Raw genomic sequence first — 15660 nt, 5'->3', positions numbered from 1 at the left:
AGCGCCATAATCAAAGGGAATACGGGTTGATGACTAGGTTTTCCGGCGTCTGACATGTAGAATGCATCGGTTCTGGTGAAAGGGGAAGGCATTGCCGCCATTTTCATCGCATGCGCATGCCAGACGGCAAGAATTTCAGAAATACCAAGGTAGAAAAACTTTCATAATGAAGCATATACGAAATTTCTCCATTATTGCCCATATCGACCACGGTAAGTCGACGCTTTCTGACCGCATCATTCAACTTTGCGGCGGTTTATCTGACCGCGAAATGGCGGCGCAGGTGCTGGACTCCATGGATCTGGAACGTGAACGCGGCATCACCATCAAAGCGCAAAGTGTAACGCTGGATTACCATGCGAAAGATGGCGAAACCTACCAACTGAATTTTATCGATACACCGGGGCACGTTGACTTCTCTTATGAGGTTTCACGTTCTCTGGCGGCGTGCGAAGGTGCGCTGCTGGTGGTGGATGCAGGCCAAGGCGTAGAAGCGCAAACGCTCGCCAACTGCTATACCGCGATGGAAATGGACCTGGAAGTGGTCCCGGTGCTCAACAAGATTGACCTGCCGGCCGCCGATCCCGAGCGTGTCGCAGAAGAGATTGAAGATATCGTCGGCATTGATGCCACCGATGCTGTGCGCTGCTCGGCGAAAACCGGCGTTGGCGTGCCTGATGTGCTTGAACGTCTGGTAAAAGAGATTCCACCGCCAGAAGGCGATCCTAATGCGCCGCTTCAGGCGCTGATCATCGACTCCTGGTTCGACAACTACCTCGGTGTGGTCTCTCTGATCCGCATCAAAAACGGTTCGTTGCGCAAGGGTGATAAAGTGAAGGTCATCAGTACCGGTCAGGTGTATAACGCCGATCGTCTGGGGATTTTCACGCCGAAGCAGGTCGATCGCGATGTGCTTAATTGTGGTGAAGTGGGTTGGCTGGTGTGCGCCATCAAAGACATTCTCGGTGCCCCGGTGGGGGATACCCTGACATTGGCTCGCCAGCCGGCTGATAAAGCGCTACCGGGCTTCAAAAAGGTTAAACCGCAGGTTTATGCGGGTTTATTCCCAGTCAGTTCTGATGATTATGAGAACTTCCGCGACGCGTTGGGCAAACTGAGCCTCAATGACGCCTCGCTGTTCTACGAACCGGAAACCTCAACCGCGTTGGGTTTCGGTTTTCGCTGCGGCTTCCTGGGCCTCCTGCACATGGAGATTATTCAGGAACGTCTGGAACGTGAATACGATCTGGATTTGATCACCACGGCACCGACCGTAATTTATGAAGTCAAAACCACGCGTCAGGAAATTGTCTACGTTGACAGCCCTTCCAAGCTACCGCCGCTCAACAACATTGAAGAGCTGCGTGAGCCTATTGCGGAATGCCATATGCTGTTGCCGCAGGAATACCTGGGCAACGTGATCACTTTGTGTATTGAGAAGCGTGGTGTGCAGACCAACATGGTTTACCACGGCAATCAGGTATCGTTGACCTATGAAATTCCGATGGCGGAAGTGGTGCTCGATTTCTTCGATCGACTGAAATCCACCTCGCGCGGTTACGCATCGCTGGATTACAGTTTCAAACGTTTCCAGGTCTCTGACATGGTGCGTGTTGACGTGATGATTAACGCCGAGCGTGTTGATGCGTTGGCGCTGATTACCCACCGCGACAACTCACAGTATCGTGGTCGTGAGCTGGTGGAAAAAATGAAAGAGCTGATCCCGCGCCAGCAATTTGATATTGCCATTCAGGCGGCCATTGGTAACCACATTATCGCGCGTTCGACCGTGAAACAGCTGCGTAAAAACGTATTGGCGAAATGTTACGGCGGCGACGTGAGCCGTAAGAAAAAGCTGTTGCAGAAACAGAAAGACGGTAAGAAGCGCATGAAACAGGTCGGCAACGTTGAATTGCCGCAAGAAGCCTTCTTGGCCATTCTGCACGTCGGCAAAGAGAGCAAATAAACCCTAAGGAGTTGGCATGGCCAATATGTTTGCCTTGGTTTTAGCGCTGGCGACGCTTGTCACCGGCATTGTCTGGTGTTTTGAACGCTTTAAATGGGCACCGGCACGCAAGGCGAGAGCGGAGGCGGCGCTGAGCGCGCAGCAGGATGGCAGCACGGGCGTTGTGACTATCAAACAGCCCGGTTGGATTGAAACCTGTGCTTCGGTGTTTCCGGTATTGGCGCTGGTATTTTTTGTGCGCTCCTTTGTTTACGAACCGTTCCAGATACCGTCGGGCTCAATGATGCCGACGTTGCTGATTGGCGATTTTATTCTGGTGGAGAAATTTGCCTACGGCATCAAGGATCCGATCACGCAGACGACGTTGATCCCGACCGGGAATCCGCGGCGCGGGGATGTGGCGGTATTCAAATACCCTGAAAATCCGCGTCTGGATTATATCAAGCGTGTGATTGGTTTGCCGGGTGACAGGATTTCTTACGATCCGCTCAGCAAGCAGGTTACGGTGCGCCCTGCCTGTGAAGGCTCGGCATGTGACAGCGCTGTCGCGGTGACCTACAGCAACCTCGACGCCAGTGATTTTGTCCAAACGTTCGGCCGTCCAGGTTCGGAATCGAGCAGCGGTTTCTACGCGCTGCCGCTCGGTGAGGAAAAGCCGGGCGGCGTGCGGATGGGCGTTCGTCAGGAGACGCTGGGTGATGTCTCGCACCGCATTCTGGTGGTACCGGGTAGCCAGGATCAACTGGGCATGTACTACCAGCAGTCGCACCAGCCGCTGGCCACGTGGGTGGTGCCAAACGGGCACTATTTCATGATGGGCGACAACCGTGATAACAGCGCCGATAGTCGTTTCTGGGGCTTTGTGCCGGAGAAGAATCTGGTCGGTCGCGCAACGGCAATCTGGATGAGCTTCGAGAAACAAGAAGGTGAATGGCCAACAGGCGTACGTCTGAGCCGAATTGGTCGAATTCATTAATCACCGTGATAAACCCGCAGCATTATTTTCGGGTACGTTGTAGAATTGTTATAACTCCGACAACATTCACCGTGGCAGGTAGCCTCTTGTAACGGTGAATGTCGCGAGAATAAACGAAAAACGCAGGCTCCGTTCGGAGCCAATGCAAACGAAACAGCTTTGTTCCCCTATCGCCCGAAGCGCGATTCGGACAGCGCTGTTCCGTATGCTGCGGTAAATAGGTATTGTTGATCTATTGGTAACACATGAACCCCATCTTAATAAATCGGTTACAAAGAAAGCTGGGCTATACTTTCCAGCAGTACGACCTGTTATTGCAGGCGTTAACGCATCGCAGTGCCAACAGCAAACACAATGAGCGCCTGGAGTTTCTTGGTGACTCCATCCTGAGCTTTGTGATTGCCAATGCACTTTATCATCGCTTTCCTCGCGTCGATGAAGGGGACATGAGCCGTATGCGCGCTACGCTGGTGCGCGGCAATACGCTGGCGGAAATTGCGCGTGAATTCGAATTAGGTGAATGCCTGCGCCTTGGCCCCGGTGAATTGAAAAGCGGCGGTTTCCGCCGTGAGTCTATTTTGGCTGACACGGTCGAAGCGCTGATTGGCGGTATTTTTCTGGACAGCGATATCCAGAATATCGAAAGACTGATTCTGAATTGGTATCAGACTCGATTGGATGAAATCAGTCCTGGGGATAAACAAAAAGATCCCAAAACCCGGTTGCAGGAGTTTCTGCAAGGGCGTCATCTGCCATTGCCTACCTATCTGGTGGTGCAGGTGCGCGGTGAGGCTCACGATCAGGAATTTACCATCCATTGTATGATCAGCGGTTTTAATGAACCGGTGATTGGTACGGGCTCCAGCCGGCGCAAGGCGGAGCAGGCGGCAGCGGAACAAGCGTTGAAAATACTGGAGATTGAATGAGCGAAGAACAAACCTACTGCGGTTTCGTCGCAATAGTTGGGCGACCCAACGTGGGCAAATCCACGTTGCTGAACGAACTGCTGGGGCAAAAAGTCTCCATTACTTCGCGCAAGCCGCAAACCACGCGTCACCGTATTATGGGGATCCACACGGAAGGCCCTTATCAGGCTATTTATGTGGATACGCCGGGGCTGCATATTGAAGAAAAACGGGCGATAAACCGTCTGATGAACCGTGCAGCCAGCAGCTCTATTGGTGATGTTGAGCTGATCATCTTCGTGGTGGAAGGGACGCACTGGACTGACGACGACGAAATGGTCGTGGGCAAATTGCGCGATCAAAAACGTCCGGTATTGCTGGCAATCAACAAGATTGACAATGTGACGGACAAAACCAAGTTGCTGCCGCATATCCAGTTTTTAAGTGAAAAAATGAACTTCCTCGACGTGGTTCCACTTTCTGCGGAAAAGGGCATCAACGTTGATACCATTGCCAGCATTGTGCGCAAACACTTGCCTGCGGCCGAGCATCACTTCCCGGAAGATTACATCACCGATCGTTCGCAGCGCTTTATGGCAGCTGAGATTATTCGTGAAAAACTGATGCGCTTTCTCGGTGAAGAGTTGCCCTATTCGGTGACCGTTGAGATCGAGCGTTTCGTGACCAACGATCGCGGCGGCTATGACATCAATGGGTTGATTCTGGTTGAGCGCGATGGCCAGAAGAAAATGGTGATCGGTAACAAAGGCGCAAAGATCAAGACGATCGGCATTGAAGCGCGTCAGGATATGGAAGCCATGTTCGACGCCAAGGTGCATCTGGAGCTGTGGGTGAAAGTGAAATCCGGCTGGGCGGATGACGAACGCGCATTGCGCAGCCTGGGTTACATCGACGACTTATAAGGTTAACGCCGATGGAAGGCTGGCAGCGCGCGTTTGTCTTGCATGGGCGACCTTACAGTGAAACCAGCCTGTTGCTGGATCTTTTCACGGAAGACGAAGGGCGTGTACGCGTGTTAGCCAAAGGCGCGCGTGCGCGTCGCTCTCCGCTAAAAGGGTGTTTGCAACCGTTCACGCCACTGTTGGTTCGCTGGGGCGGACGCGGTGAAGTCAAAACCTTGCGTAACGCTGAACCGGTATCACTGGCATTACCGCTCACCGGCGTCATGTTGTACAGCGGCCTCTACGTCAATGAATTGCTTGCTCGCGTACTGGAGCATGAAACCAATTTTTCCGCACTCTTCTTTGATTACCTGCATTGCTTGCAGCAACTGGCAGCGTTGAGTTCCTCACCGGAACCGGCGCTGCGCCGTTTTGAACTGGCGCTGTTAGGCTATCTCGGTTATGGCGTTGATTTTCTCCACTGTGCAGGCAGCGGGGAACCCGTTGCAGACACCATGACCTACCGCTACCGCGAAGAAAAAGGGTTTATCGCCAGTATGATCGTGGATCAGCGCAGCTTTACCGGCTATGAGCTGCGCGCGCTAGCAGCGCGGGAATTTCCTGACGTGCAAACCCTGCGGGCGGCGAAACGCTTTACGCGTATGGCGCTTAAACCCTATCTGGGCGGCAAGCCATTGAAGAGCCGTGAACTGTTTCAAAAATCTGCCGTTTTACGTCTCCGCACGCCGCCTGTCGCAAAAGAATAATGACCTGAGCGGTAAACCTTTCAGTCTCGCACTATCCAAAGATTACCGCAGTGGTAACGAACCGAAAGGCCAGTGTACACTGGTCGTCTAACGGTGATTCTTTTGAGGACTGGTTTCATGGCAGAGCTTTTGCTGGGTGTAAATATCGATCATGTGGCGACCCTGCGCAATGCGCGCGGTACAGCGTACCCCGATCCGGTGCAGGCTGCGTTTGTTGCTGAGCAAGCAGGGGCGGATGGTATAACGGTTCATCTGCGTGAAGATCGTCGTCATATCACCGATCGCGATGTGCGTTTGTTACGCCAAACGTTGCAGACGCGCATGAACCTTGAGATGGCAGTGACGGAAGAAATGCTGGCGATTGCCTGCGAGCTTCGTCCTCATTTTTGTTGCCTGGTGCCAGAGAAACGCCAGGAAGTGACAACGGAAGGCGGGTTGGACGTCGCGGGTCAACTGCCGCGCATGACATCAGCCGTGGCCCGTTTGCACGAGGCGGGGATTCTGGTATCCCTATTTATCGACCCCGAACGCGTGCAAATTGATGCCGCTGTAGCCGTTGGCGCGCCTTATATCGAAATCCATACCGGTGCTTATGCTGATGCGCAGGACGATACGCTGCGTCAGCAAGAGTGGGCACGTATTCGCGATGCGGCTGTGTATGCTGCCAGCAAAGGGCTCAAGGTCAATGCCGGGCATGGCCTGACCTACCACAACGTGCAGGCTATTGCCGCTCTGCCTGAAATCCATGAGCTGAATATCGGTCATGCGATTATTGGTCGTGCTGTCATGAGTGGCTTGGCAGAGGCAGTCACGGAGATGAAAGCATTGCTGCGGGAAGCCCGCCGTTAATGGCTATTCTGGGACTTGGCTCGGACATTGTTGAGATCGCCCGTATCGAGGCCATCATCGCGCGATCCGGCGATCGCCTGGCGCGCAGAGTATTATCCGCGCAAGAGTGGGGGCACTATGAAAAACACCCGCAGTCTGCCCGCTATCTTGCCAAACGCTTTGCTGTTAAGGAAGCGGCGGCGAAGGCCCTAGGCACCGGCATTAGCCAGGGGTTGGCTTTCGATCAATTCGACGTCTTCAACGATGCGCTGGGTAAACCTTGCTTGCGACTTTGGGGGCACGCGCAATTGATGGCGGAAAACTTAGGGGTGCAGGAGATACACGTGACTATCGCCGATGAGCGGCACTATGCCTGTGCCACGGTGATCCTTGAGGGAGAGAGAAAACGTCCTCTCACAGACGATCGGCGTGATGCATAACAACAAACTTTTCCCATAATTGCTCCTGCGTTTCCACTTGTTGCGGGTCACGAATGATTGTATTGTCAATCGGGCATACCTTTTGACAGGTAGGCACATCGTAGTGGCCCACACATTCTGTGCAACGCAGCGGGTCTATTTCATAGGTGTCCAATCCCATGGAAATTGCCTGATTGGGACATTCAGGTTCGCACATGTCGCAGTTAATGCATTTAGGGGTGATCAGTAATGCCATTTCTTTATACCTTGCAAAACCAGCTGCGGATTATACTCGTAACCTGGTAGCGGAGCACTCTCTTTCCCCGATATCTCTCGCATATACCCGTCATACTTCAAGTTGCAGGTGCGTTGGCTACGTTCACTCACCCGAATCACTTACTCAAGTAAGCTCATCGGGACTCGCTCCCTTGCCACCTTCCCGCAACTCGAATTATTTAGGGTATAAAATAGCGTAATAAGCCAAATAACGAATAAAGTTTTCTGTGGCTTTGCCGATATCCATTTTTCTAAGTATAAGCAGGCTAACAACGTATCACATCAGGTCTTATGACAAAATGTATCGGGCAGCAGGGGAATTTAGGGGTTATACAAGCACTGCCTTCTGAACTAGGGGATGCGGCAGCTTTTGAACTCCAGTATTGGCATCACTGTCAAAGACGCTACAACTTTCAGCCTATTTATCGCACCAGTGGCAAACTGTTGGCGATAGAGTTGCTTACTGCTGTGTTTTCGCCAGCGTTTCCACAGCGTTTTGTGTCACCTGAAACCTATTTTGCCAGTATCAATGTGGCTGAGCGGTTACAGGTGGTGATTGAACAAATGCAACTTCTGTCGCGTTGGCATCCTCGCTTTATTAAGGATGGTATTCTGGCGTCAGTCAATGTCGATGGGCAAACGCTGCATGCTTTACAACAGAGCCATGAAGCGAAGCAGTTGATCGCCTCGATGCCCTGGCTGCGATTTGAAATCGTGGAAAATCAGGGGGTACTCTCGCAAGAATTCTTGACGATGTTTCCTGAAATGCGCCACCTATGGCTGGATGACTTCGGCGCGGGCGTAGCCAATTTTTCGTCGCTGATGCAGGCGCAATATGACTGTATCAAAGTGGCGCGCGAGCTGTTTATTTTGCTGCAAAAAAGTGAGGAGGGCCGTCAATTGTTCCCGTCGTTGGTCGCGCTGCTGTCCCGCTTTTGTAATCACGTGGTGGTTGAAGGGGTCGAAACGCAGGAAGAGTGGGGCATGGTAACGCAAACGCGGGCTGATGCGGTGCAAGGGTATTTCCTTTCTCGCCCTCAGCCTTTTGAGAATTTTAGTGAGCTGAAATCTTCGTTGTAACCCGTGCAGAGTCCGTTAAATCTGGTAGCGCTGTATCACTGTTAGCGCGTTGGTTACTTGACACGATAATTTACATTTTATTTCTCCCTTTCCTCGCGTGGTGCTTTTTCGCCGTTTGTTGTCCTGTCTGACGCTCAAACGTTAAAAATAGTGATTCATTTTGTTAGGCGAGCTCTTTTTATTGTTTGATTCTTGTAATTTTTTCAGCAATGGTGTTTTATATTGTTAATGATTGGTGGAATGAACCTTGCCGCTCCTCATCTTCATGGGGGGGCAAGGGGGCAAGGGGGCAAGGTGGTAAGTGAAACGATTTTGCATTGATGGTAACTTTATGAATATAATGAAAAAATAGGTTTTTTATTTAATGAGAGCGATCAATTATCGTGTGGTGATAGATTTTTTTGATTAAAACAGTGATACCTATTGGTATAATTGATTTGCTTACAGAATTTTGATGTTCAAAATACGTAACATTGAAAATCGTAAGTTTTTTATTTCATTAGATAAACTTATAACACAAGTTATTATTCATCACCTTACGCTAATTAAAGATACTCTGTTTGGACTTGTTATATTTATTTACACACAGTGATAGATGGGGGCTTTATGCTGATGTTCCTATGTTTTTGAATTCATCTGAACACAGGAGCGTTTTTTCATCCCTCCCTCCCGCTCTCCGGAAAACTGCCGATCCCGAATCTGTATGGGAGAGCGGCGCTTTGTCTGTGTGTTTCACTATCCGTGATGTGGTTTGTATGACCAGTCCTTTCGAGGACTGAGGGGCGTGTTATTGTGTATGAGATAATAATAACCATAATTATAATACTGTTGTTGGTTTCTGTTATCAGAAACAGGGGAAGTAAGCAGAAATTTAAGCAGGATCGCGAAAAGCAAGACTTCCTCGATACGATTTTTTATGCCACAGAATATAGCCCGGCCTCGATCATTATTGCGAATGAGAATTGTGAGATTCTTTATGTAAATCGTCAGTTTGTAACCATGTCCGGTTATATGCCCGATGAAGTGATCGGTAAAAAAACCAATATAATGAACTCGGGTATGACCAACCCCAGCGTCTATGAAGATCTCTGGTCAACGCTCGATCGCGGTGAAATCTGGAGCGGCGAATTTATTAATCGTCGTAAAGACGGGCAGCTTTACTGGGAAAAGGCCAATATTTCTAAAATCTACAATAAGGTCACAGATTCAACGAATTATGTGGGTGTGAAGCTGGACATTACGGAGCGTAAAGCAAAGGAACATCACGATAACTCCTACAACCGCGCGTTAGAACTGCTCTCCAGCGGTGCGCCATTGAAAGATATCCTTGATGCCATCGTGTTTAGCGTGGAAGAAAAAAATCCGGGCCGCATCGTCTGCTCCGTATTGTTGGTGGATAAAGAGAAGAAGTGCCTGACGCTGGCGTCTGCCCCCAGCTTGCCCGGTTTTTATAAAAATGCCATTCATAACGTCAAGATCGCTGACGGCGCAGCCTCTTTTTGCACGGCAGCGTATACCGGTAAGCGTTTGATTGATGAGGATATTTCTGTTCACCCTGACTGGTCGCTGTACAAAGGATTAGCGCTCTATGCCGGGTTGCGCTCTTGCTGGTCTGAGCCGGTTATCGGCCAGAATAAAGAGATCCTCGGTGTGCTCAGTGTCTACCACCGCAAACCCTATGTACCCAATGAAGAAGAAACCTTTTCCATTGAGAAATCGGCGCAATTGGTTGGCATTGCCATTGAACGCTACAGCGCGATTGATATGCTGCGACGCAGTGAAGAGCATTACCGCCAACTGGCACATTATGATTCGCTGACATCATTGGCTAACGGCCTTACGTTTGCGGAGCAGATGGAACAGGCTATTCTGTTGTCAAAACAGACGGGGCGTCGCATTGCTTTGATGTTTCTTGATTTGGATAAATTCAAACAGATCAATGATACCTTTGGCCATGCTATTGGCGACTTGCTGTTAAAAGAAGCCGCCGCGCGCATGAGGAGTTCAGTACGTGATACCGATACGGTCTATCGCCGTAGCGGCGATGAATTTATTATCTTACTGCAAGGCATTAAAGAAGAAGCTAACACCATCTATGTCGCGGATAAGATTCATCATGCCATGAATAAACCCTTTGATATTGAAGGGAAAAAACTTGAGGTGTCATGCAGTATCGGTATTGCGCTTTATCCTGAGCACGGTACTGATTCACTCACGTTAGCCATCAACGCGGACTCAGCCATGTATCAGGCAAAGGCGATGGGACGCAGCCAAACGCAGATCTATGTCGTACAAAATGGGCATCAAGGATAATAACGGCAGAGACGTTGGGAAAATCAACAACACAAACCGCCATTAACCGCGCAGTTTGTGTCCTCGATGAAAGTATTCGTGGTGCCTGAATCGCAATTAGCGTTCCCGCAGCGCTTCGGCATTTGCCCGGATGATGGGTTTAAGTAAATAACTCAGAATCGTTTTCTTTCCGGTTATAATATCCACGGATGCGACCATGCCGGGAATAATCACCAGAGGCTTATCCTCAGTGCCCAAATAATTCTTATCTGTGCGCAACCGAACGATATAAAAGCTGTTACCTTCTTTATCGGTCATGGTGTCTGGGCTAATTTGTTCAACTTTCCCTTTTAATCCGCCATAGATCGTATAATCGTAGGCTGTCAGTTTGATAATGGCATTCTGGCCTGGATGCAGAAAAGCAATATCTCGCGGCGAGATTTTTGCTTCAACCAATAAATTTTCATCCAACGGAACAATTTCCACGATGTCGTTCCCAGGTTGGATAACACCACCAATGGTGTTGACCATCATCTGCTGCACAATGCCTTTTACCGGAGAGACCACCAGAGTTCGGTTCACGCGGTCTTCCAACGCCTTGCCCGTGGCGGCTATCTTGTTCAGGTTGGTTTGTGCTTCATTCAACTGTGATAGCGCATCGCTTTTATAGCGTCCACGCGTTTCCTGAATCTTGTTTTCAATTTCCTTGATGGCAGAGTCAGCGCGAGGAATCGACAGCGTCATGGATTCCAACTGCCCTTGTGTTTCCACTTCGGCCCGTTTTAGGCGCAGCACTTCGACTTTGGATATTGCACCCTCGGCAATCAAAGGCTCTGACATTCTTATTTCTTGTTGCAGTAAATTGAGGCTATTGCGAAATTGCGCCTGCTTGGCCACATAGTCGCGCTGCTCCTGTTTTTTCTGTACCAGTTGCTCTTCCAGGCCAGAGATCTCATTGCGAAATTGTTGGCGTCTGCTGTTGTACAGGTCCATTTCACCTTGGGCGATAGCCGGGGCTTTTTCTTTGATTTCTGCTGAGAGGTTTAATTCACGATCGTTGATTTCAGCCGTCAACCGTTCGATACGCGAGAGCAGTCCTAGCCTGTCAGCCTCCGTTTCGCCAACGTTTGAGGCGAAGCGAGTGTCATCGAGTCTCAGTAACGGATCGCCCTGATTGACGATTTGCCCTTCGTGAACGTAAACCTCGGTGACGATACCGCCTTCCAGGTTCTGGATTTTTTGCAGACGGGATGACGGAATAGCCTTACCATCGCCGCGCGTGACTTCATCAATGCTGGCAAAAGCAGCCCACAGGATGAAAAACAGGAAAAAAAAGAAAATTGCCCACAGCGTAATTCGAATCGCTTTGGGGGAGTCTTCCAGCATCGCGCGACTGACTTCAGGGATCGCCTGAAGCGTTTCCCGATCCCTGCGGGAGAAATAGCGAAGGAAATCCGCGGTGCGTTTAGCGAGATGCATTGATCTGTCCTTTCTTTAACGCATCCATCACGATAGCCTTCGGACCATCGGCAATAATGCGGCCTTTATCGATAATGATTAAACGATCTACCAGGGCCAGCATAGAGACGCGATGTGTCACCAACAGCAGCGTTTTGTTTTGCAACACTGGCTGTAATGCTTGTTTTAAGCGGTCTTCGCTGGTGTTGTCCATTGAACTGGTGGGTTCATCTAACACCATAATCGGCGGATCGAGCAACAGCGCGCGCGCGATGGCGACGGCCTGACGCTGACCGCCAGAGAGTTGCATGCCGCGTTCCCCCACCTGCAAGTTGTAGCCATCCGCATGCAGGCGCGCGAATTCATTGACACCGGCGATTTCGGCGGCGCGCAGCATGGATTCATCATCAATATAACGAGCACCGCTGATCAGGTTATCGCGCAGGGTGCCGCTGATCAGTTGAATATCCTGCGGCACATAGCCAATGTTGTGGCGCAAATCGCTGACATCCAACTGACGTGTGTCCACGCCATCGATCAAAATATTCCCTTCGCTTGGAGGATACAGGTTGACGATCAGTTTTTCCAGCGAACTTTTGCCCGACCCGCTGCGGCCAATGATGCCGACTTTTTCGCCTGCGGCGATAGCAAGATTGATGTTATACAAAGAGCGGTGCTTCTGTTCGGGGTAACTGAAGGTCACGTCGCGGAATTCCAGGCCGCCCTGTATACGTTCGCGTTTAAGCGGCCGCTCATTCTCCTGGCGCTCTTGCGGCAATTGCATCATCTCTTCCGTGGTCGTCATGGTTATCTTGGCCTGCTGATAACGCGCAACCAGACCCGATAGCTGACCAAGGGGCATAAGTGCGCGGCCACTGAGCATATAGCTGGCAATCAATCCCCCCATACTGAGTTTGCCATCAATCAACAGGTAGACGCCTGCGATAATCATCACCACACCGGCGATTTGCTGGAATCCCATCGTCAGGTTGACTGCCAGCGAAGAAAGCGCTTTGGCGCGCATTTCTAACCGGCTGAGGCTCCCCAGCGTTTGTTCCCAACTGTGCTGGCGCTCGCTCTGAGCGTTATTCACCTTCAACGCATCCAAGCTGCTGAGCGTTTCTATCAGGGTGGCTTGACGCTCGCTGGCCAGCTCCATTGTTTTACTGATGGTTTCAACCAGCGGTTTTTGCAGCGCCCAGCTTACGGCTAAGGCGATGGGGTAGGTGAGTATTGGCACCCACACCAGCGGACCGCCAATCAAACCAATCACCAGCAACAGCAGCAGTGTGAACGGAAAGTCGATCAGCGTGGTCAAGGTCAGCGATGAGAGGAAATCTCTCAACGATTGAAACTCATGAATATTTTGCGCAAAGCTGCCTACGCGGGCGGGTCGCGCAATCATCGACATGCCGATGATGCGTTCGAACAGTGAGGCGGAGATGATCAGATCGGTCTTTTTTCCTGCCATATCGAGGCAAATGCCACGCAGCGTTTTCAGGATAAGATCGAAAATAAATTCACCAATAACGCCAATCGCCAGCACCCATAGGGTGGCCGTCGCTTGATTGGGCACCACCCTGTCATACACATTCATCACGAACAGCGGCGTGGCGATTGCAATAATATTAATAATAAAACTGGCCAGCACCGCATCGGCATACAGGAAACGTGACAGCTTCAGCGTGTCCTTGAACCAGGACTTGGTGTGGGGAATCAGCGATTCATTTTGGATATCAAAGGCGTGTCTCGGTTGTGCAAACAGTACCAGACCAAGATAATTTTGCTGAAGCGTATTGCGATCGACCTGTATTTCGCCGCCTTCCGTCTCACTTGGCATGATGCGTGCTGAACCATCGTCGTTCCAGCCAAGCAGTACTGCCGAACGGCCTTCTCGCAGCAATAACATGGCAGGCAGTGACATGTCGGGAATGCCATCCAGCGGGCGTTTTAATACCCGGCCTTGCAGCCCTGCGCGACTGGCTGCGCGTGGCAGCAATGGTACCGTCAGGCGCTGTTTTGCTAAAGGAAGACCCGCAGTGAGAGTCGCGCGACTCGCAGACTTGCCCTGTAGCGCGCACAAAATCAACAAACCATCCAGTAACGGATCGTCATGACGGGTGCGAGGATCGTTGTGTTCATGCGCAACGGACGCTTCCGGAGTATCGATATCCTCGACGGAATGTAACTTCATCTCACTGATCTTCCCTTACATAACACAGTCTGCCGTGCTTACCACACGCATGATACATGCGGTAAAACACGGCAGACAAACGAGTCACGGCCTCGTGCAACCCACTGTCGTTTCCGACGCGGACGCTAGTTTAACGAAGGCAAATCCACATTTGCCGTGACGTTATCCAAACTTTGTCCTGCTGTTGGGCTCTGAATAGAAAGGTTGCGCAGCAGGTCCCCCATTCTGGCCTTGATACGATATTCGGTAAACCTCTCAATGAATTGAATCTCTACCAGACGACGCTGTGCAGTGAGAAGCTCATTTTCACTGTCCAGCAAATCCAGCAGTGTGCGTTCGCCAATGCTGAATTGCTTTTGGTAGGCCGTTCTAACTTTCATGCTGCGATCGGCATACTCGGCGGCGATGGGGATTTGCTGGCGGGCGTTATTCAGCGCCGTCCATGCAAGACGCAGCTCTTCGCTCAACTGACGCAGCGTGTTGTTGCGAATATCCTGCGCCTCTTTGATTTGATACGCTTTTGCATCCGCGTTGGCCTTGTTACTTCCCCCTTGATAGAGGTTGTAACGCATTCTGACCATTGCCTGCCACTCGTTGCTCTCTCCGCGCGTGCCATCAACGTTGTTGTTCATTGTGCGGTCCAGTTCAACATTCACCCTAGGGTAATAAGAAGACTTTGCCGCTTCATATTGTTGTTGTGTCGCAGTGATGTCTGATTCCGCGGATTTGAGTATCGGGCTGTTGGTGAGCATCACGCGTCGGGCTTCTGCTAAAGACGCGGGCATGGTCAAAATTGACATATCCGGCAGCGTGAGGTTTTCTGGTTCGCTGCCTGTTACACTAAAGTAGTTAGTTTTTGCGTCATCAAGATTGGTCTGTTCGGTCAGCAAATTATTTCTTGCCTGTGCCAGGCGCGCTTCTGCTTGTTCGAGATCCGCCAAACGTGCAACGCCTTGCTGGCTGCGCAACCGAATTTGATCGTAGATACGCTCATGGTTAGCGAGATTATTTTGTGCCAGTTTGACAAACTCTGCCCGTTGTAGCACATCCAGATATACCTGAACCGCATTCAGAGCCACGTTCTCAGAGGTATTGAGCACCTTGTAGGCACGAGAATTAACGGTAGCTCGCTGCCGACCGACTTCACTCGACGTGGCAAATCCGTCAAACAGTGTTTGTTGCAAGGTGATGCTGGATTCGCTGCGTTGTAGTTCCTTTTTGCCGCCGCTGGCGCGTGTAGAAACCGTGTCCGTTTCCTCGCGTCCGGTACCTGCGTTTAAGTTGATTGACGGCAGATATCCACCTTTGGCGGAGCGCAAATCATGATCGGCAGATAACCGACTGTTTACCGACGCACTGACTTCGGGATGCGTGGCAAGAGTTTGTTTGATTACATCCTGTAATGTCGCGGCGCTGGAGGGTTGTGCGACCATAATCCCTAAAGGTAAAAAAGCGTATCGAAATACAGGTAGCATAATGCTGTTTTCCTTTATGGCATGTAAACGCTGTGATTAATTTGAATGCTTGGTTTTTTTGTGATTATTCCTAATTTCATCTCACGCACTTTTTTCTCAATAGCACACCGTGAGGGTTTTAA

13 protein-coding genes are annotated in these 15660 nt (G+C 50.7%); 9 read left to right on the top strand and 4 right to left on the bottom strand.

Going from position 1 to position 15660, the window contains the following annotated elements:
• The first annotated feature begins 166 nt into the window (after positions 1-166).
• The 7 genes from lepA to acpS all read left to right on the top strand — a co-directional run bounded on the left by lepA (position 167) and on the right by acpS (position 6784).
• Positions 167-1966 carry a translation elongation factor 4 gene (gene lepA / locus K6K13_RS15535; RefSeq protein WP_222157804.1) on the top strand — a complete coding sequence of 600 codons (1800 nt, stop codon included), beginning with the start codon at positions 167-169 and terminating at the stop codon, positions 1964-1966.
• Positions 1967-1982: 16 nt separating this feature from the next.
• Positions 1983-2942, top strand: coding sequence for a signal peptidase I (lepB, locus tag K6K13_RS15530; protein WP_222157803.1), 960 nt, complete (start codon positions 1983-1985; stop codon positions 2940-2942).
• 245 nt (positions 2943-3187) lie between these two features.
• Entirely contained in the window at positions 3188-3868 is a 681-nt protein-coding gene (gene rnc / locus K6K13_RS15525; RefSeq protein WP_222157802.1) for a ribonuclease III, read from the top strand.
• Complete coding sequence (gene era, locus K6K13_RS15520; protein ID WP_222157801.1) at positions 3865-4770, top strand: GTPase Era; 906 nt, start codon at positions 3865-3867, stop codon at positions 4768-4770. Before rnc ends, era begins: the two co-directional genes overlap by 4 nt.
• Before the next feature lie 11 nt (positions 4771-4781).
• Complete coding sequence (gene recO, locus K6K13_RS15515) at positions 4782-5516, top strand: DNA repair protein RecO (protein ID WP_222157800.1); 735 nt, start codon at positions 4782-4784, stop codon at positions 5514-5516.
• Positions 5517-5633: 117 nt separating this feature from the next.
• On the top strand, positions 5634-6365 hold the full coding sequence (pdxJ, locus tag K6K13_RS15510; RefSeq protein WP_222157799.1) for a pyridoxine 5'-phosphate synthase: 732 nt from the start codon (positions 5634-5636) through the stop codon (positions 6363-6365).
• On the top strand, positions 6365-6784 hold the full coding sequence (acpS, locus tag K6K13_RS15505; protein WP_222157798.1) for a holo-ACP synthase: 420 nt from the start codon (positions 6365-6367) through the stop codon (positions 6782-6784). The genes pdxJ and acpS overlap by 1 nt, the downstream gene beginning before the upstream one ends.
• On the opposite strand, the gene K6K13_RS15500 is transcribed toward acpS, so the two are convergent.
• Positions 6759-7019: a YfhL family 4Fe-4S dicluster ferredoxin gene (locus tag K6K13_RS15500; RefSeq protein ID WP_196905602.1), complete on the bottom strand. Its 261-nt coding sequence runs from the start codon at positions 7017-7019 to the stop codon at positions 6759-6761. The two genes, acpS and K6K13_RS15500, sit on opposite strands and share 26 nt — an antisense overlap.
• Positions 7020-7330: 311 nt before the next feature.
• Here K6K13_RS15500 and pdeH point away from each other — a divergent pair, with 311 nt between their 5' ends.
• On the top strand, positions 7331-8119 hold the full coding sequence (gene pdeH, locus K6K13_RS15495; RefSeq protein WP_222157797.1) for a cyclic-guanylate-specific phosphodiesterase: 789 nt from the start codon (positions 7331-7333) through the stop codon (positions 8117-8119).
• 792 nt (positions 8120-8911) lie between these two features.
• The gene (locus tag K6K13_RS15490) at positions 8912-10432 is read left to right on the top strand and encodes a sensor domain-containing protein (RefSeq protein WP_222157796.1); all 1521 of its coding nucleotides are present in this window, start codon (positions 8912-8914) and stop codon (positions 10430-10432) included.
• Between the two features lie 96 nt (positions 10433-10528).
• On the opposite strand, the gene K6K13_RS15485 is transcribed toward K6K13_RS15490, so the two are convergent.
• From K6K13_RS15485 to K6K13_RS15475, 3 genes are all read right to left on the bottom strand, one after another.
• The gene (locus tag K6K13_RS15485) at positions 10529-11890 is read right to left on the bottom strand and encodes an HlyD family type I secretion periplasmic adaptor subunit (protein WP_222157795.1); all 1362 of its coding nucleotides are present in this window, start codon (positions 11888-11890) and stop codon (positions 10529-10531) included.
• Complete coding sequence (locus K6K13_RS15480) at positions 11877-14063, bottom strand: type I secretion system permease/ATPase (RefSeq protein WP_222157794.1); 2187 nt, start codon at positions 14061-14063, stop codon at positions 11877-11879. The genes K6K13_RS15485 and K6K13_RS15480 overlap by 14 nt, the downstream gene beginning before the upstream one ends.
• A 125-nt stretch (positions 14064-14188) precedes the next feature.
• The gene (locus K6K13_RS15475; RefSeq protein WP_434064616.1) at positions 14189-15496 is read right to left on the bottom strand and encodes a TolC family outer membrane protein; all 1308 of its coding nucleotides are present in this window, start codon (positions 15494-15496) and stop codon (positions 14189-14191) included.
• Between the last annotated feature and the right edge of the window lie 164 nt (positions 15497-15660).

It is taken from the genome of Symbiopectobacterium purcellii (assembly GCF_019797845.1).
GTDB classification, from domain to species: Bacteria; Pseudomonadota; Gammaproteobacteria; order Enterobacterales; family Enterobacteriaceae; genus Symbiopectobacterium; species Symbiopectobacterium purcellii.
This window is presented reverse-complemented; position numbering and strand designations above follow the sequence as displayed.

Excerpts from the sequence above, each read along its gene's own strand:
- lepA (WP_222157804.1), top strand. The coding sequence starts at position 167 with ATGAAGCATATACGAAATTTCTCCATTATTGCCCATATCGACCACGGT.
- rnc (WP_222157802.1), top strand. The coding sequence starts at position 3,188 with ATGAACCCCATCTTAATAAATCGGTTACAAAGAAAGCTGGGCTATACT.
- K6K13_RS15485 (WP_222157795.1), bottom strand. The coding sequence starts at position 11,890 with ATGCATCTCGCTAAACGCACCGCGGATTTCCTTCGCTATTTCTCCCGC.
- K6K13_RS15500 (WP_196905602.1), bottom strand. The coding sequence starts at position 7,019 with ATGGCATTACTGATCACCCCTAAATGCATTAACTGCGACATGTGCGAA.
- recO (WP_222157800.1), top strand. The coding sequence starts at position 4,782 with ATGGAAGGCTGGCAGCGCGCGTTTGTCTTGCATGGGCGACCTTACAGT.
- era (WP_222157801.1), top strand. The coding sequence starts at position 3,865 with ATGAGCGAAGAACAAACCTACTGCGGTTTCGTCGCAATAGTTGGGCGA.
- K6K13_RS15475 (WP_434064616.1), bottom strand. The coding sequence starts at position 15,496 with ATGGTCGCACAACCCTCCAGCGCCGCGACATTACAGGATGTAATCAAA.
- lepB (WP_222157803.1), top strand. The coding sequence starts at position 1,983 with ATGGCCAATATGTTTGCCTTGGTTTTAGCGCTGGCGACGCTTGTCACC.
- pdxJ (WP_222157799.1), top strand. The coding sequence starts at position 5,634 with ATGGCAGAGCTTTTGCTGGGTGTAAATATCGATCATGTGGCGACCCTG.
- K6K13_RS15480 (WP_222157794.1), bottom strand. The coding sequence starts at position 14,063 with ATGAAGTTACATTCCGTCGAGGATATCGATACTCCGGAAGCGTCCGTT.
- pdeH (WP_222157797.1), top strand. The coding sequence starts at position 7,331 with ATGACAAAATGTATCGGGCAGCAGGGGAATTTAGGGGTTATACAAGCA.
- acpS (WP_222157798.1), top strand. The coding sequence starts at position 6,365 with ATGGCTATTCTGGGACTTGGCTCGGACATTGTTGAGATCGCCCGTATC.